Consider the following 26,416-nt stretch of genomic DNA (forward strand, 5'->3'; position numbering starts at 1 on the left):
ATACCCGCCCAACGCTCACACTCTCTATATAGAAGAGAACGCAAGGAACGATCATGCCCGCGCTTGACCTCGACACCGACGCCGACCAGATCGCCGGGCGCGTCACCGACTGCGACACGCTGTTCGTCGCCTGTCTGTGCGCGCAGTGGTGCGGCACCTGTCGCGACTATCGGGCGACGTTCGACCGCATCGCCGAAGCCCATCCCGAGATCTGCTTTGCCTGGATCGACATCGAAACGCACGCCGACCGCTTCGACGATCTCGACGTGGAAAACTTCCCGACCATCTTGATCGAAGACAGCAAGGCCACGCGCTTTTTCGGCACGGTGCTGCCGCACGCCGCCGTGGTCGAGCGCATGCTCGCGGATCTCACGGCGCTGCCGGGCGTCGCCGACGCCCCGAAGCTTCGGCCCGTGCTGGCCGAGGCATGATTGCCCGCCACCGCGCCGCGCCTATATGATTGGCGCCCGTGATTCGTGCCCGTAAAAGCCCCACGAGCGGCCTGCGGACGAGAGGCCGACGGCGTCGCAGCGAACGGCGGCCGGCATCGATCCGATGACACGAAAATCGCCGCCGCGGCGCCATGTGCTATAAAGCGGTCGTTAAGCGAGAGGCGAAACGCGCCGCGCCGGCCCCGAAGCGAACCCGGACGGCATAGCCGCGGGGCGCGAACCCTATTCCAAGCCCGGATACACCCACACACGACCAGTCATGTCCAAAGCCCTGATCATCGCCGAGAAGCCATCCGTCGCGAACGATATCGCGCGCGCTTTGGGCGGATTTACCAAGCATGACGAGTACTACGAAAGCGACGACTACGTGCTTTCGTCGGCGGTTGGCCACCTGCTGGAAATCGCCGCGCCCGAAGAGTACGAAGTCAAGCGAGGCAAATGGAGCTTCGCGCACCTGCCGGTCATCCCGCCGCATTTCGACCTGAACCCGATCGCCAAGAGCGAGTCGCGGCTCAAGGTGCTCAACAAGCTGATGAAGCGCAAGGATGTCACGCAACTCATCAACGCATGCGACGCGGGGCGCGAAGGCGAGTTGATTTTCCGCCTGATCGCGCAGCACGCGAAGGCCAAACAACCGGTCCAGCGCCTGTGGCTCCAGTCAATGACGCCGCAAGCGATCCGCGACGGCTTCGCGAACCTGCGCAGCGACCACGACATGCAGCCGCTCGCCGACGCCGCCCGCTGCCGCTCCGAAGCCGACTGGCTCGTGGGCATCAACGGCACCCGCGCGATGACCGCCTTCAACAGCAAGGGCGGCGGCTTCTTCCTGACCACGGTGGGTCGCGTTCAGACGCCAACTTTGTCGATCGTCGTCGAACGCGAGGAGAAGATCCGCCGCTTCGTGCCGCGCGACTATTGGGAAGTGCGCGCGGAATTCGTCTGCGCAAAGGGCTTCTACGAAGGGCGCTGGTACGACCCGAAATTCAAGAAGGACGAGTTCGATCCGGAAAAGCGCGACTCGCGCCTCTGGAGCCTGCCGGCCGCCGAAACCATCGTGGCCGCCTGCCATGGCCGCGAAGGCACGGTCACCGAGGAATCGAAGCCGTCCACCCAGCTCTCGCCCGCGCTCTTCGACCTGACGAGCCTGCAGCGCGAAGCCAATGGCCGCTTCGGCTTTTCGGCCAAGAACACGCTGGGCCTCGCCCAGGCGCTGTATGAAAAGCACAAGGTGCTCACCTATCCGCGTACCGACGCGCGCGCGCTGCCCGAGGACTACATCGGCACCGTGAAAGAAACGCTCGAGATGCTCAAGGAGAGCAACAACTACCTGCCGCACGCGAAGCAGGTGCTCGACCGTGGCTGGGTGAAGCCGAACAAGCGCATCTTCGACAACTCGAAGATCAGCGACCACTTCGCCATCATCCCCACGCTGCAGGCGCCGAAGTCGCTCTCGGAGCCCGAGCAGAAGCTCTACGACCTCGTGGTGAAGCGCTTCCTCGCCGTGTTCTTCCCGGCGGCCGAATATCGCGTCACGACGCGCATCACCGAAGTGGCCGGCCATCACTTCAAGACCGAGGGCAAGGTGCTGGTCGAGCCGGGCTGGCTGCAGGTCTATGGCCGCGACGCCGGTGGCGACGACGCCAACCTCGTGCCCGTGCAGAAGAACGAGAAGGTCAAGACCGACAAGATCGCGGCGCACCAGCTCGTCACCAAGCCGCCCGCACGCTACAACGAAGCCACGCTGCTCTCGGCGATGGAAGGCGCGGGCAAGCTTGTCGACGACGAGGAACTGCGCGAGGCGATGGCCGCCAAGGGCCTCGGCACGCCGGCCACGCGCGCGGCGATCATCGAAGGGCTGCTCGGCGAAAAATATCTCGTGCGCGAAGGCCGCGACCTGATCCCCACGGCCAAGGCGTTCCAGCTCATGACGCTGCTGCGTGGGCTCGACGTGCAGGAACTCACCGCGCCGGAACTGACCGGCGAGTGGGAATACAAGCTGGCGCAGATGGAGCGCGGCAAGCTTCCGCGCGACGCGTTCATGCAGGAAATCGCGCGCATGACGCAAACCATCGTGAAGCGCGCGAAGGAGTACGACTCCGACACCATTCCGGGCGACTACGCCACGCTGGAAACGCCGTGTCCGAACTGCGGTGGTCAGGTGAAGGAAAACTATCGCCGCTTCGCGTGCACGAAGTGCGAATTCTCGATCTCGAAGATCCCGGGCGGCCGCCAGTTCGAAATCCCCGAGGTCGAAGAGCTGCTGCAGAACAAGACGATTGGCCCGCTCTCGGGCTTCCGCAGCAAGATGGGCCGGCCGTTCTCGGCCATCCTCAAGCTCTCCTTCGACGACGAGATCAAGAACTACAAGCTCGAGTTCGACTTCGGCCAGGATCAGGGCGGCGAGGACGGCGAAGCGCCGGACTTCTCGCAGCAGGAGCCGGTGGGCGCATGCCCGAAGTGCAAGGGCCGCGTGTTCGAGCACGGCATGAGCTACGTCTGCGAGCATTCGGTCGCGAATCCGAAGACCTGCGACTTCCGCTCGGGCAAGGTGATCCTCCAACAGGAAATCGCGCGCGAGCAGATGGCGAAACTGCTTTCGGAAGGCCGCACCGATCTGCTGACGAACTTCAAGTCGTCGCGTACGGGCCGCAACTTCAAGGCGTTCCTCGTGAAGCAGCCCGACGGCAAGATCGGCTTCGAGTTCGAGAAGAAGGAGCCGAGCGCAAAGACCGCGGCCAAGACCGCCGCGAAGAAGTCGGCCGCCACGGCAAAAACGGACGAAGCCGCGAACGATGCGGCCGACGAGAACGACGCCGCCGAAACGGGCGCGAAACCAGCGCGCAAGACCGCTGCCGCCAAGGCCGCGCCCGCGAAAAAGACCGCCGCCCGCAAGACGCCGGCACGCAAGACCGGTTCGTAATCAGGCAGACCACACAGGGTGGCGCACCGCTCGCTGCGGCGTACACCAGCAAAAAAGCGCAGCTTCTCACAAAGTTGCGCTTTTTTATTTCCACTTATCAAGGCGCCGATTAGACGCCCGATAAGCGACGTAACGCTCTTATATCGGCGACAACGCCGACGTACGCGTACGCCCCGTCGCAACGCGCGGCGCCTTCGACGCGCGCTCGCCTTGCGTGCCGTGATGATCGCTGTCGAGCAGATCGGAAACCGGCTCCAGACCGTCGAACGCCTCGGGCGCCGCCGCCCCGCCGTTCATCGGACGCGCGAGCCCATCTTTGACCCATTGCTCGCCGAGCTGGCTGTTCGGCGTCTGGCTGAAGTGCTCGACGAGATGGTCGATGAACGTGCGCACCTTCGCCGGCAAATGGCGACGGCTCGGATACGCGACGTTGATCTCGACCTGCGGCAAACGATAGTCGCCGAGCAGACGCACGAGACGCCCGCGCGTCATGTCGCGCCCGATCAGATAGCTCGGCAGGATCGCGATGCCCATGCCGAGCAGCGCGAACTGGCGCAGCATCTCGGTGTTGTTCGCGACGATCACGTTGGTCGGGCGCACGCGCACCTCGCCATCCGGCCCCGTGAAGACCCGCTCGTCGCCCCAGTACTCCGAGGGCAGCGAAAGCGATGGATGCTCCATCAGCTGCTCGGGGCGCGTGGGCGTGCCGTGCTTCTCCAGATAGGCCGGCGTGGCGCACACGGTCATGCAGCCCGTCGTGAGACGGCGCGTGACGATGCTCGCGCTGCGCATCTGGCGCGCGGTCACGACGCCCAGATCGAAACCTTCTTCGACGAGATCGACCTGACGGTCGACCAGCGTCACGTCGGGCACCACTTGCGGGTAGCGCTGCGTATAGGTCTGCAGCACGGGCGCGAGGTTGTGCAGCCCGAAAACCACGGGCGCGACAATGCGCAGCGTGCCCACCGGCTCATGGTTGCGCGCCACCACCATCTGCTCGACGTCTTCGAGCTCGTCGAGAATCTGGCGCGCCCGCTCGAGATAAACCTGGCCGGACTCGGTGAGGGAAAGGCTGCGGGTCGTGCGGTTGAGCAAACGCGTGCCAAGCCGTCCTTCGAGGTCGGCGACGTGACGCGTTGCAACCGCATTGGAGATATCCATCGCGGAAGCGGCCCGGGCAAAACTGCCGAGGTCGGCCACTTTGACGAATACTCGCATCGACTGCAAATGATCCATGTGACAACTCCTGCCTGTTACTGTCCGCCGAAAGACGGCAGAGGAAACCGCGAATTCTCCTACGACACGAGAAATCGTGCAGAAGTTGCCTAAGAATCTCTGAAATTCTTCGTAATTTTCGCGATCTTGACCCAAAACGCACGGTCGGATCGGTCATTGTTCCCGGAAGCGAAACAATTTTGCGCAGTGCAGCGAGACAAGCCAACGCTCGATGAACAGCGGCGTTCCGGGATGAAGGATTAGGGGCCGCGACCCCAGATGCGAAAAGGCGGCCCTGGTTTCCCGGTCAGGCTCAAAAGCCGTGCAACGATGCTAGTGAGCACTCACCTTCACTTTACGCCGACGCTCAGAGACTCTCCTCCAGCGCCGTGCGTGCATCACTCAGTGCCTTCGGCAAGCCGTGAGCGAGCTTCTCGAACAGCTCGGAATGCAGCGCGAGTTCGGCGCGCCATGCATCGGCATCGACGGAAATCACCTGCTCGAACTGCGCGGGCGTGAAGTTCATGCCGCGCCAGTTCAGGTCGTCGTAACGCGGCGAGATGCCGAACGCGTGACCTTCGCCCTCGGCCTTGCCCTCGATGCGGCGCACCATCCATTCGAGCACGCGCATGTTCTCGCCGAAACCCGGCCAGACGAACTTGCCGTCCTCGCCCTTGCGGAACCAGTTCACGCAGAAGATGCGCGGCAGTGTGGCGCCCAGCTTCGAGAGGCGCTCGCCCACCTTGAGCCAGTGGCCGAAGTAATCGGCCATGTTGTAGCCGCAGAACGGCAGCATCGCGAACGGATCGCGCCGCACCACGCCCTGCTGCCCCGCCGCCGCCGCCGTGGTCTCGGAGCCCATGGTCGCGGCCATGTAGACGCCCTGGGTCCAGTCGCGCGCCTCGGTCACGAGCGGCACCGTGGTCGAGCGGCGGCCGCCAAACAGGAAGGCGTCGATGGCCACGCCCTTCGGATCTTCCCAGGCGGGATCGATCGACGGGCACTGCGAAGCGGGCGCCGTAAAGCGCGCGTTCGGATGCGCGGCCTTCTGGCCCGTTTCCTTCGCGATGGCCGGCGTCCAGTCGTGGCCCTGCCAGTCGATCAGATGCGCGGGCGGCTCGTCGGTCATGCCTTCCCACCAGACGTCGCCGTCGTCGGTGAGCGCGACGTTCGTGAAGATCACGTTCTCCTTGAGCGTCGCCATGGCGTTGAAGTTGGTCTTTTCGCTCGTGCCCGGCGCGACGCCGAAATAACCGGCCTCCGGATTGATCGCGTAGAGACGGCCATCCGGACCCGGCTTGAGCCACGCAATATCGTCGCCGATCGTGGTGATTTCCCAGCCGTTCATGGCGGCCGGCGGAATCAGCATGGCGAAATTGGTCTTGCCGCACGCCGACGGGAACGCCGCCGCGACGTGGTACTTGCGGCCCTCGGGCGAGCGCACGCCGAGAATCAGCATGTGCTCGGCGAGCCAGCCTTCGTCGCGGCCCATCGTCGAGGCGATGCGCAACGCGAAGCACTTCTTGCCGAGCAGCGCATTGCCGCCGTAGCCCGAGCCGTAGCTCCAGATCTCGCGCGCTTCCGGGAAATGGACGATGTATTTCGTCTTGTTGCACGGCCACGGCACGTCCTGCTCGCCCGCCGCGAGCGGCGCGCCCACGCTGTGCACGCACGGCACGAAAGCGCCGTCCTCGCCGAGCACGTCGTACACGGCGCGGCCCATGCGCGTCATGATGCGCATGTTCGCGGCCACGTACGGGCTATCCGAAAGCTCCACGCCGATGTGCGCGATGGGCGAGCCGAGCGGCCCCATCGAGAACGGCACGACATACATCGTGCGGCCACGCATGGAGCCCGCGAAAAGGCCGTCGAGCGTCGCGCGCATCTCGGCGGGCGCCATCCAGTTGTTGGTCGGGCCGGCGTCTTCCTTCTTCTCGCAGCAGATGAAGGTACGGTCCTCGACGCGCGCCACGTCCGAAGGATCGGAGCAGGCGAGATACGAGTTCGGGCGCTTGAGCGGATTGAGACGGCGCATCGTGCCCGCGTCGACCATCTGCTGGCACAGGCGGTCGTACTCCTCCTGCGAGCCATCGCACCAGACGATGCGCTCGGGCTGGGTGTGCGCGGCGACCTTCTGGACCCACTCGACCAGTTTCCGATGCCGGACCCAGGCCGGCGCCTGGGTGGCTGCCTGAGCGGGGAAGTCGGGATGATTCATCGATATGTCTCCATGAGGGCTGATAAAAATCGTTCCAGGCCCTTTCGACGCTGCATGCGAGAGGCACGGGTTGCGCGCACCGCCACCTTCGTTCGCGCAGTCGGGCAGGTCGTCAAGACTCTGACAGCGAGGGTTCGCAACCGTCTGTAAAGCGGCTTGCGTCGCGACCCTCCAAGCTGATAAAAGGGGGGAAATTCTCATTCAAATCGTATCTGGCTGTATTGAGCGCCATCGCATGGAAGCGCAATTGCAATGCCCGCGTGTTCCGTGCACCGGAAGGCTCCCTTGTATTCATACCAGCCTTCCGCGCGCTGCATAGTGGGATAACCACCAGATAAAACCGAGTCGCGCCGAGACGTGCGCCACCTTCACCCAAGCTGCCATGAAAATTGCCATCCTTGACGACTACCAGGACGCCGTCCGCAAGCTCGACTGCTTTCAACTGCTTGCCGATCACGAGGTCAAGGTCTTCAACAACACCGTGCGCGGCCTCGGCCAGCTCGCGAGCCGCCTCTCGGAAGTCGACGCGCTCGTGCTGATCCGCGAACGCACGCGCATCTCCTCGCAACTGCTCGACAAACTCCCGCATCTGCGCATGATCAGCCAGACGGGCAAGGCCGGCCCGCACATCGACATGGCCGCGTGCAGCGAGCGCGGCATCGCCGTGCTCGAAGGTACCGGCTCGCCGGTCGCACCCGCCGAACTCACCTGGGCGCTGATCATGGCCGCGCAGCGGCGCATCCCGCAGTACGTGGCCAACCTCAAGCAAGGCGCGTGGCAGCAGTCGGGGCTGAAAACCTCGGCGATGCCGCCCAATTTCGGCCTGGGCCAGGTCCTGCGCGGCCAGACGCTCGGCATCTGGGGCTACGGCAAGATCGGCCGCCTCGTGGCCGGCTACGGCAAGGCGTTCGGCATGCGCGTGATCGTCTGGGGCCGCGAGCACTCGCTCGAAGCGGCGCGCGCCGACGGCTACGAAGCGGCCGCCAGCCGCGAGGCGCTCTTCGAGGAAAGCGACATCCTCTCGCTACACCTGCGCCTGCACGACGACACGCGCGGCATCGTCAAGCAGGAAGATCTGTTGCGCATGAAACCGACTTCGCTGCTCGTCAACACGAGCCGCGCGGAACTGCTGGAAGAGAATGCGCTGCTCGGCGCGCTTTCGCACAACCGGCCGGGCATGGTCGCCATCGACGTGTTCGAGAGCGAGCCGATCCTGCAGGGCTACAGCCTGCTGCGCATGGAGAACGTGATCTGCACGCCGCACATCGGCTACGTGGAGCGCGAGAGCTACGAGCTCTACTTCGGCGCGGCGTTCCGCAACATCCTCGCGTTCGATGCGGGCGATCACTCGCATGTCGCGAATCCCGAAGCGCTGCAAGGCGGACGCCGCCGCTAAGCGCCGCACGACGCTTACACGACGAAAAAAGCGGCTCATGGCCGCTTTTTTCATGTGCGCCTGCAACGGAGGGGCATTACGCGTGCGCGGCGGCTTCGAGCACCTCGGGCAGGCGCTCGAGGAAGCGCTCACCGTCCTCTACACCAAGGTTGTATGCGTGCTGCATCTGCTGAGGACTCGTGTAATCCCAGCTCGAAATCGGCACCCTGGCCGAGGGCTGCACATAGAGGCGTTGCTGCACGCCGTCTGCCTCGCGCGTGCGATGCTTCACGACGAACATCTGCGGACGCGGATAGAGCCGCGTCACCATCACGAGCACGCGGCCCGGCGTGTCGTCGAGCGCGCCCACGGGCACGTTGTCGACCATGCCGCCGTCGAGCACCGGCCGGCCGTCGCGACGCAGGACCGGCGTGAAAGGCGGCGTGCACGACGACTGCAGCACGAGATCGGCGAGATCGTCCACGCGCTCGCAGTCCTGCGCGACCACGAATTCCGGATGAAAACCGAGCTTGCGCCCGAGCGTGGGATGCAGCGTCTTGCGGATGTGCTTTTCGATGTTGTACGCGATGAGCCCCGCCGCGACGGCGCTGCGCGCGCCGAGCCAGCGCGGCAGATGCGAAACGCCGATGCGGATCTCGGGTGCGTCCTGCAGCTTGCCGAAATGCGGGCCGTAGATGTCGAGCAGCGCCTGGCGATAGATGCGGTAGTGCGGAAAAACCGCTTCGCCGCGCAGCAGATTGCCCCAATAGGCGTTGCGCCTGTTGTGCTTGAGCGCTTCCTCGTAATAGCGCATGACCCACTGCGAGTCGCGCATATAGAGCATGCAGGCGGTGGCGGCGCCGGCCGAGATGCCCGCAATCACGCGCGGGCGTATCTGCAGTTGCGGCTGCACGACGTCCCAGAACCCCGCCTGCCACCAGCAGCGGTTGCCGCCCCCGGCAAAGACAACCTGATCGAACATGCGCCCCCTAGCTCTCGATTCGTCCCGAAGGCAAGAGCTTAATCGAGAAGCGCATAGGTCGAGGTGGCGTGAACCGCCATTCGGCCTTCTTCGTCGTAGAGTTCTATTTCGCCGAAAACCAGATTACGGCCCATGCGCAGCACGCGTGCGGTGATCGTCACGTCGCCCTTGCGCACGGCGCGCATGAAGTTGGTGTTGAGCGCCACCGTGGTCATGGGCTTGAACTCGCCGAGCGCCGCGCTAATGGCGACGATCATCGCCGTGTCCGCGGCCGCCATGAACACCTGGCCGCAGATCACGCCGCCCGAATGACGCAGCTCGCCGGAAAACGGCAGACGCATCGTGGCGCTCTCCTCCGTGACTTCGACCGGCTTCATCCCGAGCGCCTTGACCCACGGCGCCAGCACGCGCTCGAGCAGCGCGTCGATTGCCTTATCGTTCATCGTCTTATGCCTTCTTGTATGGAATTCATGCCGCGCGACAAGACTGCCTCAGCCGGCGCATCGAACGGATGGCGGCGGCGGGATCGGGCGGCACGACGCGGCTTGCCGGCTGGGGATCAGCGCGGCGTGGCGACATCATACCGGGCGGCATCGCCTGCGGCTCAACATGGCGCAACTTCATAGGGATAGCCTGTGGGCGCCCGTGTCCTGCCCGCGAGCAGACCTGCCGGCCGACGACTATTTTGAAGAATTTTGCGAAAAGGTCTTGCCAACGCTCAAAAAGCCGTGCATAATCTTTTTTCTGTTGGGGGCGTTAGCTCAGTTGGTAGAGCAGCGGACTCTTAATCCGTAGGTCGAGTGTTCGAGTCACTCACGCCCCACCAGCGAATTCATGTAAAAAGCCCGGTCATCGCGACCGGGCTTTTTGCTTTTCCGCGCCTGCTTCGCGCGGGCGGATGGACGTTAGCCAAATGGCCGGATAAACAGCCAGCCGATTCAAACCGCCGCCACAGCGCGGTTTTCCCTCATCCTCACCGGAAAGCGCGCCACCACCTTCTTCGGTTGCGGCAGCCAGCGGCCGAGCGCCTCGAAGCCGTCGAGCTGACGCAGAAGCGTGTCGACAGTCGCAAGTTGAACGTGGGTCAGGTGATTCTGCTTGAGCAGGGTATGCAGCCGCTTGCGCCAGTAGTCGACGCCCATGACCGGCTCCTCGAAGTCGCCCGCGAGCGAGAGCGGCATCACGCGCGCAATATGCGCGATTTCTTGTTCAACGAATGTCATGGCATACCCCGTAATGTCCGTCAGTGTTTCTTATCGTATGACGGTACTGTAGGACGCCGGGGCAGCCATGCCAGCCTACTCGAACGGATAGGTGCCCACCCATCGCAAAATGCAAAAGCTGGCACGCACTATGCTCGTGCGCGCCGGCAAGCGCTACGGCTGGGTTTTAGGACTGCTCCGATGGGGTTTTTCTGACATACATCAGATCATGGGTGCTATCGAAAACACTCTGAGGCAGTTGTCATGCACGGGCACCCTACCGACAAACTCGTCGCCGGCGCAATCGTCGGCGGCATTATCACCGCGCTCCTCGTCGTGCTGCTGGTCTGGCTCGATTTCCCATCGGACCGCCACTACAGCGCGGTCGTCCGGCTCACCGTGCCGGCGCTGATTTCGGCATGCCTGTTGTTCCCGCGCCCGTTGCTCTACCGCACGATCTTGCGCGAAAAGCGCGACCCCAGCCTGCTCGATGAAGACCTGAACCTGCTGCTGGTCGGTCGCGCGCTCGGTCTGATCGGCGGCATCATCTTCGGTATCTCGCTCGCTTCCGAAATCCTCTGAAGGTCCACTGGCGCGCGCCCTGCCTGAAGAGACGGCTTAGAGGAACGGCTTGCCGTCCACCTGTTCGTAGACGGGATTGCCCTCGTCGTCCTCGAACTGCTCGAGGTAATTGCGGGCGCCGCACAGCGGGCAACGGAACAGCGGCCCCTGGCCCTCGTTCTTGATTACCACCTCGCTCTGCTCCCACGGGGTGCCGCACGACTGATTGCGGCAGACAAATGTGCTCGACATGCAAACTCTCCTTGCTGTTACGGGTGCAAAGCCTACAGCATGCGCGCCTCGCGCGCCGCATTTTTCCGGCGCGGCGCTTTGCGCGCCGCTGCCCTCGCTTTAGCCTGAGCACAGTCGTCGTCATGCGCCTCGCTTGACGAGACGTTGCGCGCGCTGTTCATCCGATGTTCCTTTTCTGAGCAGCCTCGCGCCGCGCTGCTCCGCCGCGGCACAGCCCACTGAGCCAGCTTTCCGCTCCCAGGCGGCGCCTCACGCCTGTCTTTCTCCCAAACGATCCCGCAAACGCCCGCCGCGCCGTGAACGCGCGCTCACTGGCACGCTTCTGGCGTAAGTGCGCTCCGGTTGCGCGGCCGTCAACGCCATCAGGACTCAAGCGCCCATCCAAATCGACAGAGATCAACGAGGAGCACGCAGATGAATCACGCGGACATGCAGTTTCTGAACACCGAGTTCCCCTACAAGAAGCAGTACGGCAATTTCATCGGCGGCGAATGGGTGGCGCCGCTAGGCGGCGAGTATTTCGACGACATCTCGCCCATCACCGGCCATCCGTTCACCTCGATTCCGCGCTCGCGCGAAGCCGACGTCGAGCTCGCGCTCGACGCCGCGCACAAGGCCAAGGCCGCGTGGGGCAAGACCTCGTCGACCGATCGCGCCAACCTCCTCAATCGCATCGCCGACCGCCTCGAACAGAACCTGCAAAAGCTCGCGGTGGCCGAATCCATCGACAACGGCAAGCCGCTGCGCGAGACGCTCGCCGCCGACATTCCGCTCGCCATCGACCACTTCCGCTACTTCGCGAGCTGCGTGCGCGCGCAGGAAGGCGGCATCTCCGAGATCGATCACGACACGGTCGCCTATCACTTCCACGAGCCGCTCGGCGTGATCGGCCAGATCATCCCGTGGAATTTCCCGATCCTGATGGCCGCCTGGAAGCTCGCGCCCGCGCTCGCCGCCGGCAACTGCGTGGTGCTCAAGCCCGCCGAGCAGACGCCCGCGTCGCTGCTCGTGCTCGTCGAGCTGATCCAGGACCTGCTGCCGCCGGGCGTGCTCAACGTGGTGAACGGCTTCGGTCTCGAAGCGGGCAAGCCGCTGGCCTCGAGCCGCCGCATCGCCAAGATCGCCTTCACCGGCGAGACCACCACGGGCCGCCTGATCATGCAGTACGCGAGCCAGAACATCATCCCCGTGACGCTGGAGCTGGGCGGCAAGAGCCCGAACATCTTTTTCGCCGATGTGCTCGATCACGACGACAGCTACTTCGACAAGGCGCTCGAAGGCTTCGCGATGTTCGCGCTCAACCAGGGCGAGGTGTGCACCTGCCCGTCGCGCGTGCTGATCGACGAGAAGATCTACGACCGCTTCATGGAACGCGCCATCAAGCGCGTGGCCGCGATCCAGCAAGGCCACCCGCTCGACCCGAAGACGATGATCGGCGCGCAGGCTTCGCAGGAGCAGCTCGAGAAGATCCTCTCGTACATCGACCTCGGCAAGCAGGAAGGCGCGCAATGCCTGATCGGCGGCGAGCGCAACGCGCTGGCCGGCGAGCTTGGCGACGGCTACTACGTGAAGCCCACGGTCTTCCGCGGCCACAACAGGATGCGCATCTTCCAGGAAGAGATTTTCGGGCCGGTCGTTTCCGTGACGACCTTCAAGACCGAAGAGGAAGCGCTGGAAATCGCCAACGACACACTCTATGGCCTCGGCGCCGGCGTCTGGACGCGCGACGGCACGCGTGCATACCGCTTTGGCCGGGAAATCCAGGCCGGGCGCGTATGGACCAACTGCTATCACGCCTATCCGGCGCATGCGGCGTTCGGCGGCTACAAGCAGTCGGGCATCGGCCGCGAGAACCACAAGATGATGCTCGATCACTATCAGCAGACGAAGAACCTGCTCGTCAGCTATAGCGACAAGCCGCTGGGTTTCTTCTGATCGCGACTGCTGAACGCACGGGGCGAGCGGGCCAGGGAAGTCTCCCGGTCGCCCCGACGCGAATGCGGTGTGTGGCGGCGTCGTAGGCGAGCGGCGCGCTGGGGACGGCTTGTATCCGCTTATATCCGCTCGCGTTTTTGCCTGACCGCTCACGCCTGCCCGACCACGAAGCACGGAGAACTCCCTCATGGTTGCACGCGTTACCGTCACGCCGGCCGCGCTCACGCTGATCGAGCAGCTTGCGCGCGAGCATGGCCCCTTGCTCTTCCACCAATCGGGCGGCTGCTGCGACGGCAGCGCGCCCATGTGCTTTCCCGCCGGCGAGTTCATGGTCGGCAACGCCGACGTGCTGCTCGGCGAGATCGGCGGGATGCCGTTCTATATGACCGAGGCGCAGTTTGAATACTGGCAGCATACGCAGCTCATCATCGACGCGGTGCCGGGCAACGGCGGCATGTTCTCGCTCGAGCGCCCCACGGGCCTGCGCTTTCTCACGCGCTCGCGGCTTTACGACGATGAAGAGAACGCGTGGCTCGCGGCGCATCCGGTGACGCGGGTCAGCCTGTGAGCGTTTGAGCGGCGCGTATCAAGCCCAAAGCGGGCTGGAAGCGGGGCTAAAAGCGCGCCCGATGTACATCTTGATCCAGCAAACAACGTCTCCCGAAGCGTGGTGCTATCTTGACGCGCATGAACCTGCGCGTTCGAGCACCCGAACCTGAGCGGCCCGCGCGGCCGTTGAACCTGGAGACATCATCATGCAGCACAGCGACGTAAAGGTCCTCACCCTGGAGCCGATGGATCTGCTTGCCGTCAGCCACGTGGGACCGTACATGAAGATCGGCGATGCGTTCTATACGCTCGCGCAGTGGCTCGGCGAACGCCAGGTGCGCACGTCGGGCGCGCGCATGGTCGGCATCTACTACGACGATCCCAATCAGGTCGAAGCCGCGAAGCTGCGCTCGAAAGCGGCGATTCATCTGGGGCAGGAAACGGACGTCGAAATCATTTCGCCCGTCGAGAAAATCCATCTGCGCGGCGGCGACCACGCCATGCTGCTGCACAAAGGACCATATGAAGGTCTCGGTGGCGCGTGGATGTGGTTCTACAACGAGTGGCTGCCGAAGTCGGGACGCCAGGCGGACTTTTCGATGCCTTCGTTCGAGATCTATCTGAACACGCCCGATGAAGTGACGCCCGAGGATTTGCGCACGGAGTTGTATATCCGCTTGATTTGATGTCTCGAAGCGCTCTCGGCGCGAGGGTTCTAAGGGTTTTTCAATTTATGTATACGTAAACATAGTAGTAGTTAACAAGCCCCTGGGTTTCCTGTGGATAAGCGGGAAAAACCATTGAGTAAACAAAGCTGTGGATATTTCATAACTCTGCGGGCGAAAACGGGACAACGTCAGGCTGCTGCTGGTAACTTTTCCCCCGTTTTTCCAGCGCCGAAGTTATCCCCGATTCGTGCACAGCGATTTCCTGGGGTTTTTCGAGGGTTATCCGCAGGGTTGTGTGGATAGCTTTAGCCGAACCATCGCAGCGCCGCTCTGGCGCTGTCAATCACCGCCGCGCGGGCTGAAAGTTCGCGGAAACACCGCGGGTGTACTTCGGTCCACGAGGCGATAGCCAATGGCCGGCCGATTCGATTCTCCGGCAACATAACCCGCTTCCTTCAGAAAGCCCGCGGCGAGCATCCGCGTGCGAAAGCCACTTTTGTCTACCGGCCGGCCGAGCACGATCTCGTACATCCGCTGAAGCTGCGGCAGCGTGAACGGCTCCGGCAGCAGAAACGCCGGCAGCGAGGTGTATTCGACCTTGCTGCGCAGCCGCTCGACCGCCGCCTGAAGGATGGCGTGGTGATCGAATGCGAGTCCGTCGTCGCGGATGACCGTATCGACCGCAAACCACGCCACTTCGGCGGCATTCGCGCCCTTCGCGAGCGTGACATCCTGTGCGGCGATCAGCGCAAACCAGACGTGCGTGGCGGACCAGCCGCGCGGGTCGCGCGTCGCGCTGCCCCAACTGCCGAGTTGCTCCAGATACGGACTCTTCACGCCCGTCTTCTCTAGCAGTTTGCGGCGCGCGCAATCCTCGAGCGTTGTATCGACCATCACGTCGACGAAACCGCCTGGCAGCGCCCAGCGCCCGGGAAATGGCTCGTCGGGTTCACCGGATTCGCCGGTTTCGGCCGGGCGCTGGACGAGCAGAACCTGCAATGCGTTATCGAGCACCGAGAAGATCACGACGTCGACGGTCGTATAGGGCTGGGAGAACGCATGCGCTTGTCGTGCGCGTCGTCCGGAAGCGGATTTCGTGTGGGCCATGGCGAACCTCGAAAACTTGACGACCCTCATTCTAGGTTGTACAGTGCAACTCATACAAGTTGTACTGTACAACTCAAACAAGGAGTACGCCATGTTCGGCATCCGCTATATCAAGTCACAGCCGACCGTTCACCTCATGCAGTTCCGCGCCGGCCAGATGGTGCGTGAAGGCGCGGGCCTGTCGTTCTTCTACTACGCGCCGGCGACGACCCTGGTTTCCGTGCTGGTTGCGAGTCAGGATCGCCCCTTCATCCTCGAACTGGTCACGGCGGATTTCCAGAGCGTCACGGTGCAGGGACAGGTGACCTACCGCGTTCGCGACCCGCACCGCACGGCGTCGATGATGGACTTCTCGCTGGGCAAGGACGGCCGCACGTACGTGTCCGAGGATCCGAAGCGCCTCGGGGATCGCGTCGCGATGCAGGTCGAGGTGATCGTTCAACAGACCGTGCAGGCGCTGGATCTGAAGCAGGCGTTGCGCGCCTCGGCGGCCATCGCCCAGACCGTACAGACCGGGCTCGCGGGTCAACCCGAGATCGAGGCGCTGGGGCTGGAGATATTGGGCGTCTCCGTGATGGCCGTGAAGCCCACGCCGGACATTGCGCGCGCGCTCGAAGCCGAAGCGCGCGAATCCAACCTCAAGGCCGCCGACGATGCCGTCTATCTGCGGCGGATGTCGGCGGTGGAAAACGAGCGCGCGATCCGGCAAAACGAACTGGACACCGACATCGCCGTCGAGCAAAAGAAGCGGCAAATCCGCGAAACGCAGATGGAGGCGAAGGCCACGTTGATGCGCAAGGAAAACGGGCTGCGCAGCGAACAGATGGCGTCGGACATCGAGCTCGAGGAAAAGCGCAAGGCGTTCGTGGCCGGCCAGGCGCAGAACAGCCGAACCCTCGCAGAGGCCGAAGCGCACCGCGTCGCCGCTGTCATGCAGGCGCTCGAGAAAGCCGATCCGCGCATCGTCAGCGCGCTCGCGGCCGCCGGCATGCAGCCGGGTCAACTGATCGCCCAGGCATTCGGCGGCATTGCCGAGCGCGCGGAACGCATCGGCCAGCTCAACGTGTCGCCCGACCTGCTCCAGGGCTTGATCGGCGGCGCAGAAAGGAAGGCAGCATGACAACGGATTCGCGCAAAGTCCTGCTCGTGACGCGCCGCACGCGCTATGAAGATCTGCTCGCGCGGCACCATACGCTCGCGCAGGCGAAGTTCTACATCGAACACCTTGGCGCGGACTTCTCCGACTACCTCGCCGAGCACGCCGCCTACGCGCGCAGTCTGGAGCTCACGGTGCGCGCGCTTGAGGACTGGGGCCGCTACCAGATTGTCGATCGAAGCTACCTGCCTAATTTCATCTTCGCGCCTGACGACATCGTCGTGGCACTTGGGCAGGACGGGCTGGTGGCGAACTCGATGAAATATCTCGACGGGCAGCCGCTGATCGGGCTGAATCCGGAGCCCGGCAGATGGGACGGCGTGCTGCTGCCGTTCGAGCCATCCGGGCTCGGCGCAGTGCTCGCGGATGTCGCTCGCGGCCGCCGTCCGACGAAGGCGGTCACGATGGCAGAAGCACGGCTCTCGGACGGCCAGGTGCTGCGCGCGGTCAACGATCTCTTTGTCGGACCGCGTACGCACTCCTCCGCGCTCTACGAGATCGAATTGGGTGAGCGACGCGAATCGCAGTCGTCGTCGGGCATTATCGTGTCCACGGGGCTGGGTTCGACCGCGTGGATCAAGAGCGTAGTGACGGGGTCGATCGGCGTGACACAGGCCGTGCAGGGACTGAGCGGGGATTTCAGCTATCAGCCGCAGCCCTGGGACAGTCCGGAACTCACCTTCGCCGTGCGGGAGCCGTTTCCGAGCCGGGCGTCGAAAGCCGGGCTGGTATTCGGCCAGGTGAGCGCCCGGCAACCGCTGCGGCTGCGCTCGCATATGCCCGAGAACGGCGTGATCTTTTCCGATGGCATGGAGGAGGACTATTTGCGGTTTACGGCCGGGATGGAGGCGACGGTAAGCGTTGCCGCGACGCAGGGTTGTCTGGTTGTTTAGGAGGACAGACGGAGCAGGCTTTTTTGGGGATGCTCGAAAAAAACGCCCGGTCATGCCGGGCGTTGGTTTTTTATGAGTGGTCGGAGTTCGCTTTATGTGGCGGCCGACACGACCCATCAAACATCAATATTCCCCGCCCTCAACGCATTGCTCTCGATAAACGCGCGGCGCGGCTCCACATCGTCGCCCATGAGCGTCGTGAAGATGCCATCTGCTGCAATCGCGTCCTCGATCTGCACGCGCAGCAAGCGCCGCACGGACGGATCCATCGTCGTTTCCCAAAGCTGCCCCGGGTTCATCTCGCCCAGCCCCTTATAGCGCTGCTTCGAAACATTGCGCTCGGCATCCGCGATCAGCCACTTCATGGCGCTCTTGAAGTTGGTCACGGCCATACTGCGCTCGCCGCGCTTGATGAGGGCGTTCTTGCCGATCAAGCCCTTGAACGTATTAGCCGTGTTCACGAGCTGCTGATAATCGGCGGTGAGCTGGAATTCCTCGTCGATCACCGAGACCTTCACGTTGCCATGATGGCGGCGCTCCACGCGCAGCGAGCGCTGCTCGCGCACCGCGTCGTACATCGGCACGACCGTCACTTCGGGCTTCAGCGGATCGTCGCGCAACTGCGCTTCGAGCGCACGCGCCGAAGCCTCGGTCGATTCCTCGCTCGACAGATCGATCGACACGCCGTCCATGATCGCTTCGAGCGCGCGCTCGTCGTAGAGACGCGAGAGGCGATCCACCACGCCGCGCGCGAGCTGATACGAGCGCGCGAGCTCGCCCAGCGCGTCGCCGGAAATGGGCGTCGCGCCTTCGGTCGGCACGAGCTCCGAGCCCTGCAGCGCAAGCCGCAGCATGTGCGCGTTGAGGTCGGCCTCGTCCTTGAGATAGCGCTCGTCCTTGCCCGCCTTGAGCTTGTAGAGCGGCGGCTGCGCGATGTACACGTAGCCGCGCTCGATCATCTCGGGCATCTGGCGATAGAAGAACGTGAGCAGCAGCGTGCGGATGTGCGCGCCGTCCACGTCCGCATCGGTCATGATGATGATGCGGTGATAGCGCAGCTTTTCGAGGTTGTAGTCGTCCTTGCCGATGCCGCAGCCGAGCGCCGTGATCAGCGTGACGATCTGCTCGCTCGAAAGCAGCTTGTCGTAGCGCGCCTTCTCCACGTTGAGCACCTTGCCGCGCAGCGGCAGGATTGCCTGGAACTTGCGGTCGCGGCCCTGCTTGGCCGAGCCGCCTGCCGAGTCGCCCTCGACGATATAGATTTCCGACTTCGCCGGATCCTTCTCCTGGCAGTCCGCGAGCTTGCCCGGCAGGCCCACGCCATCGAGCACGCCCTTACGGCGCGTCATTTCGCGCGCCTTGCGCGCGGCGTCGCGCGCACGCGCGGCGTCGACGATCTTGCCGCAAATGGTCTTGGCGTCGTTCGGCGTTTCGAGCAGGAACTCTTCGAGCGCCTTCGCCACGACTTCTTCCACCGGCGCGCGCACTTCGGACGACACGAGCTTGTCCTTCGTCTGCGAGCTGAACTTCGGCTCCGGAACCTTCACGGAAAGCACGCACGACAACCCCTCGCGCATGTCGTCGCCCGAGGTCTCGACCTTGGCCTTCTTCGCGATTTCGTTATCGGCGATGTACTTGTTGATCACGCGCGTCATCGCGGCGCGCAAGCCGGTCAAGTGCGAGCCGCCGTCACGCTGCGGGATGTTGTTCGTGAAGCACAGCACGCTTTCGTTGTAGCTGTCGTTCCACTGCATCGCGACTTCCACGCCCACACCGTCCTTCTCGCCCTGGATGTAGAAGATGTTCGGGTGCAGAACGGTCTTGGCCTTGTTGATGTACTCGACAAAGCCCTTCACGCCGCCCGCGAACGCGAAATCGTCTTCCTTGCCGGTGCGCTGGTCGGTCAGGCGAATGCGCACGCCGTTGTTCAGGAACGAGAGTTCGCGGATGCGCTTGGCGAGAATGTCGTAGTGGTATTCGACGCTGCCGAAGATCGTCTCGTCGGCCATGAAGTGCACTTCGGTGCCACGTTTTTCCGTGTCGCCGAGCAACTGCATGGGCGAGACGGCGTGGCCGTCGCGCTCTTCGAGAATACGGTTCTGCGGCACGCCACGGTGGAATTCCAGGAAGTGCTTCTTGCCGTTGCGGCGCACGGTGAGGCGCAAAAAGCTCGACAGCGCGTTCACGCACGAGACGCCCACGCCGTGCAGACCGCCCGAGACCTTGTAGCTGTTCTGGTCGAACTTGCCGCCCGCGTGCAGCTCGGTCATCACGATTTCGGCGGCGCTGCGCTTCGGATCGTGCTTGTCGTCCATCTTCACGTCCGTGGGGATGCCGCGGCCGTTGTCGGTGATCGAGATCGAGTTGTCCGCGTGGATCACCACGTGAATGTCGTTGCAGTAGCCGGCGAGGGCTTCGTCGATGGAGTTGTCGAGCACTTCGAAGACGAGATGGTGCAGACCGGTGCCGTCCGACGTGTCGCCGATGTACATCCCGGGCCGCTTGCGCACCGCCTCCAGTCCTTCGAGGATCTGGATCGACGAGGCGCCGTAGCTGTTGTCGGGTTGCGAGTTGTTCGTATCAGTCATGGATTTTTTCCGGTTCTGCGTACTGCCTGTGTTGCTGCTCGAGACTTTTTCGAAAAGCCATAAAAACGCCAAAGGGGCGCAGCGCCCCCTGGTGTTCTTCTTCTGTCGCGCTTTTTAGATGCGCATTGGCATCACCACGTACTTGAATTCCTCGTTCTCGGGAATCGTGATGAGCGCGCTGGAGCTGGCGTCGCCGAGGCTCACTTCCAGCGTGTCGACCTTCAGGTTCGCGAGGACGTCGAGCAGATACGTGACGTTGAACCCGATGTCGATGGTGTCGCCCTGGTAGGCGATTTCCAGCTCTTCCTGCGCCTCTTCCTGGTCGGCGTTGGTTGACATGATCTTGAGCTGGCCCGGCTCGATGATGCAGCGCACGCCCTTGAACTTGTCGGACGTCAGAATGGCCGCGCGTTGCAGCGAGCGCTGCAGTTCTTCGCGGCCGATCTGGAAGGTGTTCTTGTGCGCCTTCGGAATCACGCGCTGGAAGTCGGGGAACTTGCCTTCCACGAGCTTCGAGACGAGCTCGACCTGGCCGAACGTGAACTTCACCTGCGTGGAGCCGATGTCGATCTTGAGCGCGTCGTCGATGTCTTCGAGCAGGCGCTGGAGTTCGAGAATGGTCTTGCGCGGGATGATGACTTCCTGGCGCGCGAACGAGCCTTCGATCTTCATCGACGAGAACGCGAGGCGGTGGCCGTCGGTGGCGACCGCCATGAGCTGGTCGCCGTCAACGACGAGCAGCATGCCGTTCAGGTAGTAGCGGATGTCCTGCTGGGCCATCGCGAAGTAGACCATGCCGAGCAACTGGCGGAAGGTCTTTTGCGGCACCGAAAGATTCGCGCCGAAGTCCTTGGCCTGCGCCACCGTCGGGAACTCGTCCGCGGCGAGCGTCTGCAGCGCGAAGCGGCTCTTGCCCGACTGCACCGTGAGGCGCTTGTCCGCGAGCGTGAGCGTGACCTGGCCGTCGGGCATGGCGCGCAGGATGTCGAGCAGCTTGCGCGCGGCGACGGTGGTGGCCACCTGGTCGTTGCCGACGCCGAAGTCGGCGGTGGTGGTGATCTGCAACTCGAGGTCGGTCGACAGGAACGAGACGTCGGAACCGGTTTTGGTGATCAGCAGATTGGCGAGGATCGGCAACGTGTGGCGGCGTTCGACAATGCCGCTCACCGTTTGTAGCGGCCTCAGCAGGTTATCGCGTTCGGTCTTGACCAGTTGCATAGAGTTCCTTCGTTGATGTGACGGTCTGCGCACCCCGTCCAGGGCCGGCGCCCGGCATTCATTGGGCATTCACCCAGCGCCACAAACCCTGGAGCCGCCCTGCAGCGCAGGCCGCGGCGTGAAATCCGCGCGGCGACCAGGCCGCCGCGCGGTTAAACCCATATTGTGCCTGAAAACGGACCGCTCCCCTAAATTGGGGGCGATCCGCGAAATAAACAGACTTGCGAGGCCTCAGCCCTTGAGGGTCTGCTCGAGCACGTGCAGCTCGTGATTGAGCTGGGCGTCCTTGGTGCGCTCGTCGGCGATCTTGCGCACGGCGTGCAGCACCGTCGTGTGGTCGCGCCCGCCGAACAGCTCGCCGATTTCGGGCAGGCTCTTCTGCGTGAGCTCCTTGGCGAGGTACATCGCGATCTGACGCGGCCGCGCGATGTTCGCGGGACGCTTCTTCGAGTACATGTCGGCGACCTTGATGCTGTAGAAGTCGGCCACCGTCTTCTGGATGTTTTCCACCGAAATCTGGCGGTTCTGCACCGTCAGCAGATCCTTGAGCGCTTCCTTCGTGAGCTCGATGGAAATCTCGCGGCCGTGGAACTTCGAGTACGCGAGGATCTTGCGCAGCGCGCCTTCGAGTTCTCGCACGTTCGAGCGCAGGTGCTTGGCGACGAAGAACGCCACGTCCTCGTTCAGGCTCACGCCTTCCGATTGCGCCTTGCGCATCAGGATCGCGACGCGCATTTCCAGCTCGGGCGGCTCGATCGCCACGGTCAGGCCCGAGTCGAAGCGCGAAATCAGGCGGTCGTCGATACCCGAAATTTCCTTCGGATAGGTATCGCTCGTGATAATCACCTGCGCCTTGTTGGCGACCAGCGCCTCGAACGCGTAGAAGAACTCTTCCTGCGTACGCGACTTGCCCGAGAAGAACTGAATATCGTCGATCAGCAGCAGATCGAGCGAGTGGTAGTAGCGCTTGAAATCGTCGAACGCCTTGCGCTGATAGGCCTTCACCACGTCGGAGACGTACTGCTCCGCGTGGATGTAGCGGATGCGCGCGCCCGGCTTGTCGATCAGGAGCTGATTGCCGATTGCGTGAATCAGGTGAGTCTTGCCGAGGCCCACGCCGCCGTACAGGAACAGCGGGTTGTACGAGATGCCGGGGTTGTCGGCCACCTGGATGGCCGCGGCGCGCGCGAGCTGGTTCGCCTTGCCGGTCACGAAGTTGTCGAACGTGAGCACCGGATTGAGCTTCGAGCGCTCGTAGGTTGGATCGGGCTCGCCGCTCGATGCCGCGGCGGCCGCGCCCTGACCCGGGCGCCAGCCACGGCGGCCCGCGGCGGCTTCGGTGGCGTCGAGGCTCGGCAGGTCGAGGTCGGCGGCATCTTCGGCGGATTGCGCGGCCGCTGCGCTGTGCGCCGCTGCGTGCGCCATGCCCGCGAGCGCGGCGGCGGCTGGGCTCATCTGCGCCATGCCCGGGTGGGACATGCCTGCCTGGGACATCGCGGCTTGAGAAGCGAAATGCTGCGCTTGAGCCGGGGCGTGAGCGTTTTCGGCCGGCGCGGCCGCCAGCGGCGCGCGCGGCGCGGCCGCCGGGGCGACGTGCGGCGCACGCATGCCGGCCTTCGGGTCGAGGACGAATTGCACGTCGACAGGTGTCTGCCAGAAATCGCGCGCCAGATCGGTGATCCGGCCCGAAAACTGGCTCTTGACCCAGTCGAGCTTGAAACGGTTAGGGGCGGCGATCTGCAGCGTATTTGCCGCAGCATCGAAGGCAACCGGGGCCAACGGTTTAATCCACGTCACGTACTGCTGGGGCGTCAGCTCGCGCTCCAGCAGTGCGGAACAGTGTTGCCAGAATTCGTTCATCGAGTTGCTGTGGTCGTTTTGTTTGCATACGTTGCGTCGCTCCGCTCTCGTGTCGCACAAATGCAACGAGGCCCTGACGGGACGACGGCAAATGCTCCGGACGCCCGCGCGGCAAGGGTTTTGCGGCAAGCAGGCGGGCCAGAGCGGCATGCAGGATTCTTGGGATAGCCGAGATTCTAACGCCGAAATCCCTTTACCAGGAAGTTATCCACAGGGACGGATCAACGCGGCGCACCCTGCTCCGCTCATGTGGGGGCAGGATCGCATCCCGGTGAATCCAGGCATTGTGATGCTCTAACCTATTGACGACCAACGAAAAACGGGATTAAATAGCGGGTTCCGCGAAAACCAATCCCTGTACCACCGGCCATTGCTTTTTTCCGCGATGCTCGCCGCGGTCAATTCTCAACAAGTGAGAGCAACATGAAACGTACTTACCAACCTTCCGTTACCCGCCGCAAGCGTACCCATGGCTTCCGCGTGCGTATGAAGACCGCCGGTGGCCGCAAAGTGATCAACGCACGCCGTGCGAAGGGTCGCAAGCGCCTCGCCATCTAAGCGCGCCGCTTTCCAGTTTTGTCGATAGCACCGCTATCAGCAGAATCGACCACCATCGACGACAAGCGGTCTGACGTGAAACTGTCGGAACAAGCGGACGACGCGCGCGCCATCGTGTTGCGAACGCAGGCCGCTTTCCCGAAAGCCGCAAGGCTACTGAAAACGGATGAGTTCTCATCCGTTTTTCGTTTGCGCCCCTGGCGCCGTACCGAGCACTTTGTCGTGTACGGGCGGCCCACAGGCAAGGACGCGCGGCTCGGGCTCGTGATTGGCAAGAAGTACGCGCCACGTGCGGTCACGCGCAACCTGGTGCGCCGCATCGCCCGCGAGGCGTTTCGCGTGCGCCGCGCGCAGTTCGAAGGCTTCGACCTGCTGCTGCGCCTGCACACGAAATTCGACCGCAAGGCCATGCCGGGCGCCTCGTCGCCGCCGCTCAAGGCGTTGTGCCGCGCCGAAATCGAGACCTTGCTCGAGAAAGCGGCTCGCGAAGCCGGAAAGCGCCGCATGCATGAGTCTGGGCAGCAACTGCCCGCCGGCTCATGAGCACGGCGCGCGAACCCGGCGTTCGCGCGGTGCGGGCCGCGCCCGACGGCACGGCCCGAGGCTCGTATTCCCATGCGGCGCAGTCCGGCCGCCACGCCATGCAAACGGTACTGATCGCTTTACTGCGTTTCTACAAGCTTGCCGTGAGTCCTCTGCTCGGCAACCGGTGCCGTTTTTATCCTTCCTGTTCGGATTACGCGCGCGAGGCAATCCAGTATCATGGCGCCGCGCGTGGGACTTACCTCGCCGCCCGGCGGCTGTGCCGCTGCCACCCGTTTTCGGCGGGCGGCGTCGACCTGGTCCCCCCTGCACCCCCGAAAAAGCGCTGACGCGCCATTCCATCGACACTGAGACAACGCATGGATATCAAACGCACCGTCCTATGGGTCATCTTCTTCATGTCAGCGGTCATGCTGTACGACAACTGGCAGCGCGACCATGGACGCCAGTCGATGTTCTTCCCGAGCGCGACGCAAACCCAGCAGAACGCCGCCAGCGGCGCGACGCCCACGAGCGCGGCGAACACGGCTAACGCCGCGTCCGACCTGCCGGCAACCAGCGCGGGCCAGGCGCCCACGGGCACGGCCCAGCCGGCCGAGGCCACCGCGCAGCTCGTGCATTTCCGCACCGACCTCTACGACGGCGAGATCGACACGCGCGGCGGCACGCTCGCGAAGCTCTCGCTCGTGAAGGAAAGCGCCGACGGCAAGGGCCCCGATCAGTACATGACGCTGTTCGACCACACGAAGGACCATACGTACCTCGCGCGTACGGGTTTGCTCGGCGGTGACTTCCCGAACCACAACGACGTGTACACGGCCGTCAACGGCCCGCGTGAGCTGACCGGCGACGCCAGTTCGTTTCAGATCAGCCTCGACTCGCCCGAAAAAGGCGGCGTGAAGGTCACGAAGACTTACACGTTCACGAAGGGCAGCTACGTGATCGGCGTGGACACGAAGGTGCAGAACGTCGGCAGCACGCCGGTTTCGCCCACGCTCTACATGGAGCTCGTGCGCGACAGCCAGCCGGTGGACACGCCGCGCTTCTCGCATACCTTCATCGGCCCGGCGGTGTACTCGAACGAGCATCACTTCCAGAAGATCTCGTTCAGTGACATCGACAAGAACAAGGCCGACTACGTGAACCAGGCCAACAACGGCTGGATCGCGATGGTGCAGCACTACTTCGCGACCGCGTGGATTCCGCAGCAAGGCGCCAAGCGTGACATCTACGTCGAGAAGTTCGACAACTCGCTCTACCGCGTGGGCGTGAAGCAGCCGCTCGGCACGATCGCGCCGGGCGCGACCGACGACGTGCAGGCGCGCCTGTTCGCCGGTCCCGAAGAAGAGCGCATGCTCGAAGGCATCGCGCCGGGTCTGGAGCTCGTGAAGGACTATGGCTGGGTGACGATCATCGCCAAGCCGCTCTTCTGGCTGCTCGAAAAGATCCACAGCTACGTGGGCAACTGGGGCTGGTCGATCGTGCTGCTCACGCTGCTCATCAAGGCCGTGTTCTTCCCGCTCTCCGCCGCGAGCTACAAGTCGATGGCGCGCATGAAGGAGATCACGCCGCGCATGCAGGCGCTGCGCGAGCGCTTCAAGAGCGACCCGCAGAAGATGAACGCGGCGCTCATGGAGCTCTACAAGACCGAGAAGGTGAATCCGTTCGGCGGCTGTCTGCCGGTGGTGATCCAGATCCCGGTGTTCATCTCGCTGTACTGGGTGCTGCTCTCGTCGGTGGAAATGCGCGGTGCGCCATGGATTCTCTGGATTCACGACCTCTCGCAGCAGGATCCGTTCTTCATCCTGCCGGTCCTGATGGCCGTCTCGATGTTCCTGCAAACGCGTCTGAACCCGACGCCGCCGGACCCCGTCCAGGCCAAGATGATGATGTTCATGCCGATCGCGTTCTCGGTCATGTTCTTCTTTTTCCCCGCCGGCCTCGTGCTGTACTACGTCGTGAACAACGTGCTGTCGATCGCGCAGCAGTACTACATCACGCGCATGATGGGCAAAGGCAAGATGAAGAAAGACGTCGCTTCGAAGAAGGACGCTGCCTGAACACCAGGGCGGCACGGAACGCCGCCCTCGCCTCGTAACGAGGCGCACCCAAAATGAAGCCGCCCGGCCAGAGCCGGGCGGCTTTTTTATTTCCTGCGGGTTCG

23 protein-coding genes and 1 tRNA gene are annotated in these 26,416 nt (G+C 63.6%); 14 read left to right on the forward strand and 10 right to left on the reverse strand.

Going from position 1 to position 26,416, the window contains the following annotated elements:
* Positions 1–53: 53 nt before the first annotated feature.
* Together U5775_RS14075 and U5775_RS14080 are read left to right on the forward strand one after the other, a co-directional pair.
* Positions 54–431: a thioredoxin family protein gene (locus tag U5775_RS14075; RefSeq protein WP_322058745.1), complete on the forward strand. Its 378-nt coding sequence runs from the start codon at positions 54–56 to the stop codon at positions 429–431.
* A 280-nt stretch (positions 432–711) separates the two neighbouring features.
* Positions 712–3,372, forward strand: a complete 2,661-nt coding sequence (locus U5775_RS14080) for a DNA topoisomerase III (protein WP_322058746.1) — start codon at positions 712–714, stop codon at positions 3,370–3,372.
* 138 nt (positions 3,373–3,510) lie between these two features.
* On the opposite strand, the gene U5775_RS14085 is transcribed toward U5775_RS14080, so the two are convergent.
* Positions 3,511–4,608 carry a LysR family transcriptional regulator gene (locus U5775_RS14085; protein WP_322058747.1) on the reverse strand — a complete coding sequence of 366 codons (1,098 nt, stop codon included), beginning with the start codon at positions 4,606–4,608 and terminating at the stop codon, positions 3,511–3,513.
* A 346-nt stretch (positions 4,609–4,954) separates the two neighbouring features.
* The gene (locus U5775_RS14090) at positions 4,955–6,805 is read right to left on the reverse strand and encodes a phosphoenolpyruvate carboxykinase (GTP) (protein WP_322058748.1); all 1,851 of its coding nucleotides are present in this window, start codon (positions 6,803–6,805) and stop codon (positions 4,955–4,957) included.
* Positions 6,806–7,187: 382 nt separating this feature from the next.
* On the opposite strand from U5775_RS14090, the gene U5775_RS14095 reads away from it, so the two are divergent.
* Positions 7,188–8,201 (forward strand): D-2-hydroxyacid dehydrogenase family protein, encoded by a 1,014-nt coding sequence (locus U5775_RS14095; protein ID WP_133194910.1) that lies wholly within the window; start codon positions 7,188–7,190, stop codon positions 8,199–8,201.
* 76 nt (positions 8,202–8,277) lie between these two features.
* Here U5775_RS14095 and U5775_RS14100 read toward each other — a convergent pair whose 3' ends face one another.
* Positions 8,278–9,162 (reverse strand): patatin-like phospholipase family protein, encoded by an 885-nt coding sequence (locus U5775_RS14100; protein WP_322058749.1) that lies wholly within the window; start codon positions 9,160–9,162, stop codon positions 8,278–8,280.
* A 38-nt stretch (positions 9,163–9,200) separates the two neighbouring features.
* Positions 9,201–9,605: a PaaI family thioesterase gene (locus U5775_RS14105; RefSeq protein ID WP_322058750.1), complete on the reverse strand. Its 405-nt coding sequence runs from the start codon at positions 9,603–9,605 to the stop codon at positions 9,201–9,203.
* Between the two features lie 307 nt (positions 9,606–9,912).
* On the opposite strand from U5775_RS14105, the gene U5775_RS14110 reads away from it, so the two are divergent.
* Positions 9,913–9,988: transfer RNA gene (locus U5775_RS14110), tRNA-Lys, on the forward strand.
* A 112-nt stretch (positions 9,989–10,100) separates the two neighbouring features.
* Here U5775_RS14110 and U5775_RS14115 read toward each other — a convergent pair.
* Positions 10,101–10,385: a hypothetical protein gene (locus tag U5775_RS14115; RefSeq protein ID WP_322058751.1), complete on the reverse strand. Its 285-nt coding sequence runs from the start codon at positions 10,383–10,385 to the stop codon at positions 10,101–10,103.
* 243 nt (positions 10,386–10,628) lie between these two features.
* Here U5775_RS14115 and U5775_RS14120 point away from each other — a divergent pair, with 243 nt between their 5' ends.
* A complete protein-coding gene (locus U5775_RS14120) occupies positions 10,629–10,946 on the forward strand; it encodes a hypothetical protein (RefSeq protein ID WP_322058752.1) in 318 nt (105 codons plus the stop codon).
* Positions 10,947–10,982: 36 nt separating this feature from the next.
* On the opposite strand, the gene U5775_RS14125 is transcribed toward U5775_RS14120, so the two are convergent.
* Positions 10,983–11,177, reverse strand: coding sequence for a hypothetical protein (locus U5775_RS14125; RefSeq protein ID WP_238468027.1), 195 nt, complete (start codon positions 11,175–11,177; stop codon positions 10,983–10,985).
* 414 nt (positions 11,178–11,591) lie between these two features.
* On the opposite strand from U5775_RS14125, the gene adh reads away from it, so the two are divergent.
* The 3 genes from adh (at position 11,592) to U5775_RS14140 (ending at position 14,347) form a co-directional block, all read left to right on the forward strand.
* Positions 11,592–13,112: an aldehyde dehydrogenase gene (gene adh, locus U5775_RS14130; protein WP_322058753.1), complete on the forward strand. Its 1,521-nt coding sequence runs from the start codon at positions 11,592–11,594 to the stop codon at positions 13,110–13,112.
* A gap of 187 nt (positions 13,113–13,299) precedes the next feature.
* Complete coding sequence (locus U5775_RS14135) at positions 13,300–13,680, forward strand: DUF779 domain-containing protein (RefSeq protein WP_322058754.1); 381 nt, start codon at positions 13,300–13,302, stop codon at positions 13,678–13,680.
* 187 nt (positions 13,681–13,867) lie between these two features.
* Entirely contained in the window at positions 13,868–14,347 is a 480-nt protein-coding gene (locus U5775_RS14140; RefSeq protein ID WP_322058755.1) for a GyrI-like domain-containing protein, read from the forward strand.
* A gap of 321 nt (positions 14,348–14,668) precedes the next feature.
* Here U5775_RS14140 and U5775_RS14145 read toward each other — a convergent pair whose 3' ends face one another.
* Positions 14,669–15,436, reverse strand: a complete 768-nt coding sequence (locus tag U5775_RS14145; RefSeq protein WP_322058756.1) for an NUDIX hydrolase — start codon at positions 15,434–15,436, stop codon at positions 14,669–14,671.
* Positions 15,437–15,527: 91 nt separating this feature from the next.
* Here U5775_RS14145 and U5775_RS14150 point away from each other — a divergent pair, with 91 nt between their 5' ends.
* Complete coding sequence (locus U5775_RS14150) at positions 15,528–16,556, forward strand: SPFH domain-containing protein (RefSeq protein WP_322058757.1); 1,029 nt, start codon at positions 15,528–15,530, stop codon at positions 16,554–16,556.
* Entirely contained in the window at positions 16,553–17,485 is a 933-nt protein-coding gene (locus tag U5775_RS14155; RefSeq protein ID WP_322058758.1) for a sugar kinase, read from the forward strand. The genes U5775_RS14150 and U5775_RS14155 overlap by 4 nt, the downstream gene beginning before the upstream one ends.
* 116 nt (positions 17,486–17,601) lie before the next feature.
* On the opposite strand, the gene gyrB is transcribed toward U5775_RS14155, so the two are convergent.
* The 3 genes from gyrB to dnaA form a co-directional block, all read right to left on the reverse strand.
* On the reverse strand, positions 17,602–20,073 hold the full coding sequence (gene gyrB, locus U5775_RS14160) for a DNA topoisomerase (ATP-hydrolyzing) subunit B (RefSeq protein WP_322058759.1): 2,472 nt from the start codon (positions 20,071–20,073) through the stop codon (positions 17,602–17,604).
* Positions 20,074–20,187: 114 nt separating this feature from the next.
* Entirely contained in the window at positions 20,188–21,291 is a 1,104-nt protein-coding gene (gene dnaN, locus U5775_RS14165; RefSeq protein ID WP_213298329.1) for a DNA polymerase III subunit beta, read from the reverse strand.
* 231 nt (positions 21,292–21,522) lie between these two features.
* Positions 21,523–23,151, reverse strand: a complete 1,629-nt coding sequence (dnaA, locus tag U5775_RS14170) for a chromosomal replication initiator protein DnaA (protein WP_322058760.1) — start codon at positions 23,149–23,151, stop codon at positions 21,523–21,525.
* Positions 23,152–23,574: 423 nt separating this feature from the next.
* Between dnaA and rpmH the strand changes: the two genes are divergently transcribed.
* The 4 genes from rpmH (at position 23,575) to yidC (ending at position 26,312) form a co-directional block, all read left to right on the forward strand.
* Positions 23,575–23,709, forward strand: a complete 135-nt coding sequence (gene rpmH, locus U5775_RS14175; RefSeq protein ID WP_004198824.1) for a 50S ribosomal protein L34 — start codon at positions 23,575–23,577, stop codon at positions 23,707–23,709.
* A 75-nt stretch (positions 23,710–23,784) separates the two neighbouring features.
* The gene (gene rnpA / locus U5775_RS14180) at positions 23,785–24,252 is read left to right on the forward strand and encodes a ribonuclease P protein component (RefSeq protein ID WP_322058761.1); all 468 of its coding nucleotides are present in this window, start codon (positions 23,785–23,787) and stop codon (positions 24,250–24,252) included.
* Positions 24,253–24,350: 98 nt separating this feature from the next.
* On the forward strand, positions 24,351–24,581 hold the full coding sequence (gene yidD, locus U5775_RS14185) for a membrane protein insertion efficiency factor YidD (RefSeq protein WP_238467717.1): 231 nt from the start codon (positions 24,351–24,353) through the stop codon (positions 24,579–24,581).
* A 30-nt stretch (positions 24,582–24,611) separates the two neighbouring features.
* Positions 24,612–26,312 (forward strand): membrane protein insertase YidC, encoded by a 1,701-nt coding sequence (gene yidC / locus U5775_RS14190; RefSeq protein ID WP_322058762.1) that lies wholly within the window; start codon positions 24,612–24,614, stop codon positions 26,310–26,312.
* Positions 26,313–26,416 lie beyond the last annotated feature (104 nt).

It is taken from the genome of Paraburkholderia sp. J63 (assembly GCF_905220245.1).
Taxonomy (GTDB): Bacteria; Pseudomonadota; Gammaproteobacteria; order Burkholderiales; family Burkholderiaceae; genus Paraburkholderia.

Coding starts and splice junctions, on each gene's coding strand:
- U5775_RS14155 (WP_322058758.1), top strand. CDS start 16,553: ATGACAACGGATTCGCGCAAAGTCCTGCTCGTGACGCGCCGCACGCGC.
- dnaN (WP_213298329.1), bottom strand. CDS start 21,291: ATGCAACTGGTCAAGACCGAACGCGATAACCTGCTGAGGCCGCTACAA.
- U5775_RS14090 (WP_322058748.1), bottom strand. CDS start 6,805: ATGAATCATCCCGACTTCCCCGCTCAGGCAGCCACCCAGGCGCCGGCC.
- yidD (WP_238467717.1), top strand. CDS start 24,351: ATGCAAACGGTACTGATCGCTTTACTGCGTTTCTACAAGCTTGCCGTG.
- U5775_RS14115 (WP_322058751.1), bottom strand. CDS start 10,385: ATGACATTCGTTGAACAAGAAATCGCGCATATTGCGCGCGTGATGCCG.
- gyrB (WP_322058759.1), bottom strand. CDS start 20,073: ATGACTGATACGAACAACTCGCAACCCGACAACAGCTACGGCGCCTCG.
- U5775_RS14085 (WP_322058747.1), bottom strand. CDS start 4,608: ATGGATCATTTGCAGTCGATGCGAGTATTCGTCAAAGTGGCCGACCTC.
- U5775_RS14100 (WP_322058749.1), bottom strand. CDS start 9,162: ATGTTCGATCAGGTTGTCTTTGCCGGGGGCGGCAACCGCTGCTGGTGG.
- U5775_RS14125 (WP_238468027.1), bottom strand. CDS start 11,177: ATGTCGAGCACATTTGTCTGCCGCAATCAGTCGTGCGGCACCCCGTGG.
- dnaA (WP_322058760.1), bottom strand. CDS start 23,151: ATGAACGAATTCTGGCAACACTGTTCCGCACTGCTGGAGCGCGAGCTG.
- U5775_RS14105 (WP_322058750.1), bottom strand. CDS start 9,605: ATGAACGATAAGGCAATCGACGCGCTGCTCGAGCGCGTGCTGGCGCCG.
- U5775_RS14140 (WP_322058755.1), top strand. CDS start 13,868: ATGCAGCACAGCGACGTAAAGGTCCTCACCCTGGAGCCGATGGATCTG.
- U5775_RS14080 (WP_322058746.1), top strand. CDS start 712: ATGTCCAAAGCCCTGATCATCGCCGAGAAGCCATCCGTCGCGAACGAT.
- U5775_RS14145 (WP_322058756.1), bottom strand. CDS start 15,436: ATGGCCCACACGAAATCCGCTTCCGGACGACGCGCACGACAAGCGCAT.
- rpmH (WP_004198824.1), top strand. CDS start 23,575: ATGAAACGTACTTACCAACCTTCCGTTACCCGCCGCAAGCGTACCCAT.
- U5775_RS14095 (WP_133194910.1), top strand. CDS start 7,188: ATGAAAATTGCCATCCTTGACGACTACCAGGACGCCGTCCGCAAGCTC.
- yidC (WP_322058762.1), top strand. CDS start 24,612: ATGGATATCAAACGCACCGTCCTATGGGTCATCTTCTTCATGTCAGCG.
- U5775_RS14150 (WP_322058757.1), top strand. CDS start 15,528: ATGTTCGGCATCCGCTATATCAAGTCACAGCCGACCGTTCACCTCATG.
- U5775_RS14075 (WP_322058745.1), top strand. CDS start 54: ATGCCCGCGCTTGACCTCGACACCGACGCCGACCAGATCGCCGGGCGC.
- U5775_RS14135 (WP_322058754.1), top strand. CDS start 13,300: ATGGTTGCACGCGTTACCGTCACGCCGGCCGCGCTCACGCTGATCGAG.
- adh (WP_322058753.1), top strand. CDS start 11,592: ATGAATCACGCGGACATGCAGTTTCTGAACACCGAGTTCCCCTACAAG.
- U5775_RS14120 (WP_322058752.1), top strand. CDS start 10,629: ATGCACGGGCACCCTACCGACAAACTCGTCGCCGGCGCAATCGTCGGC.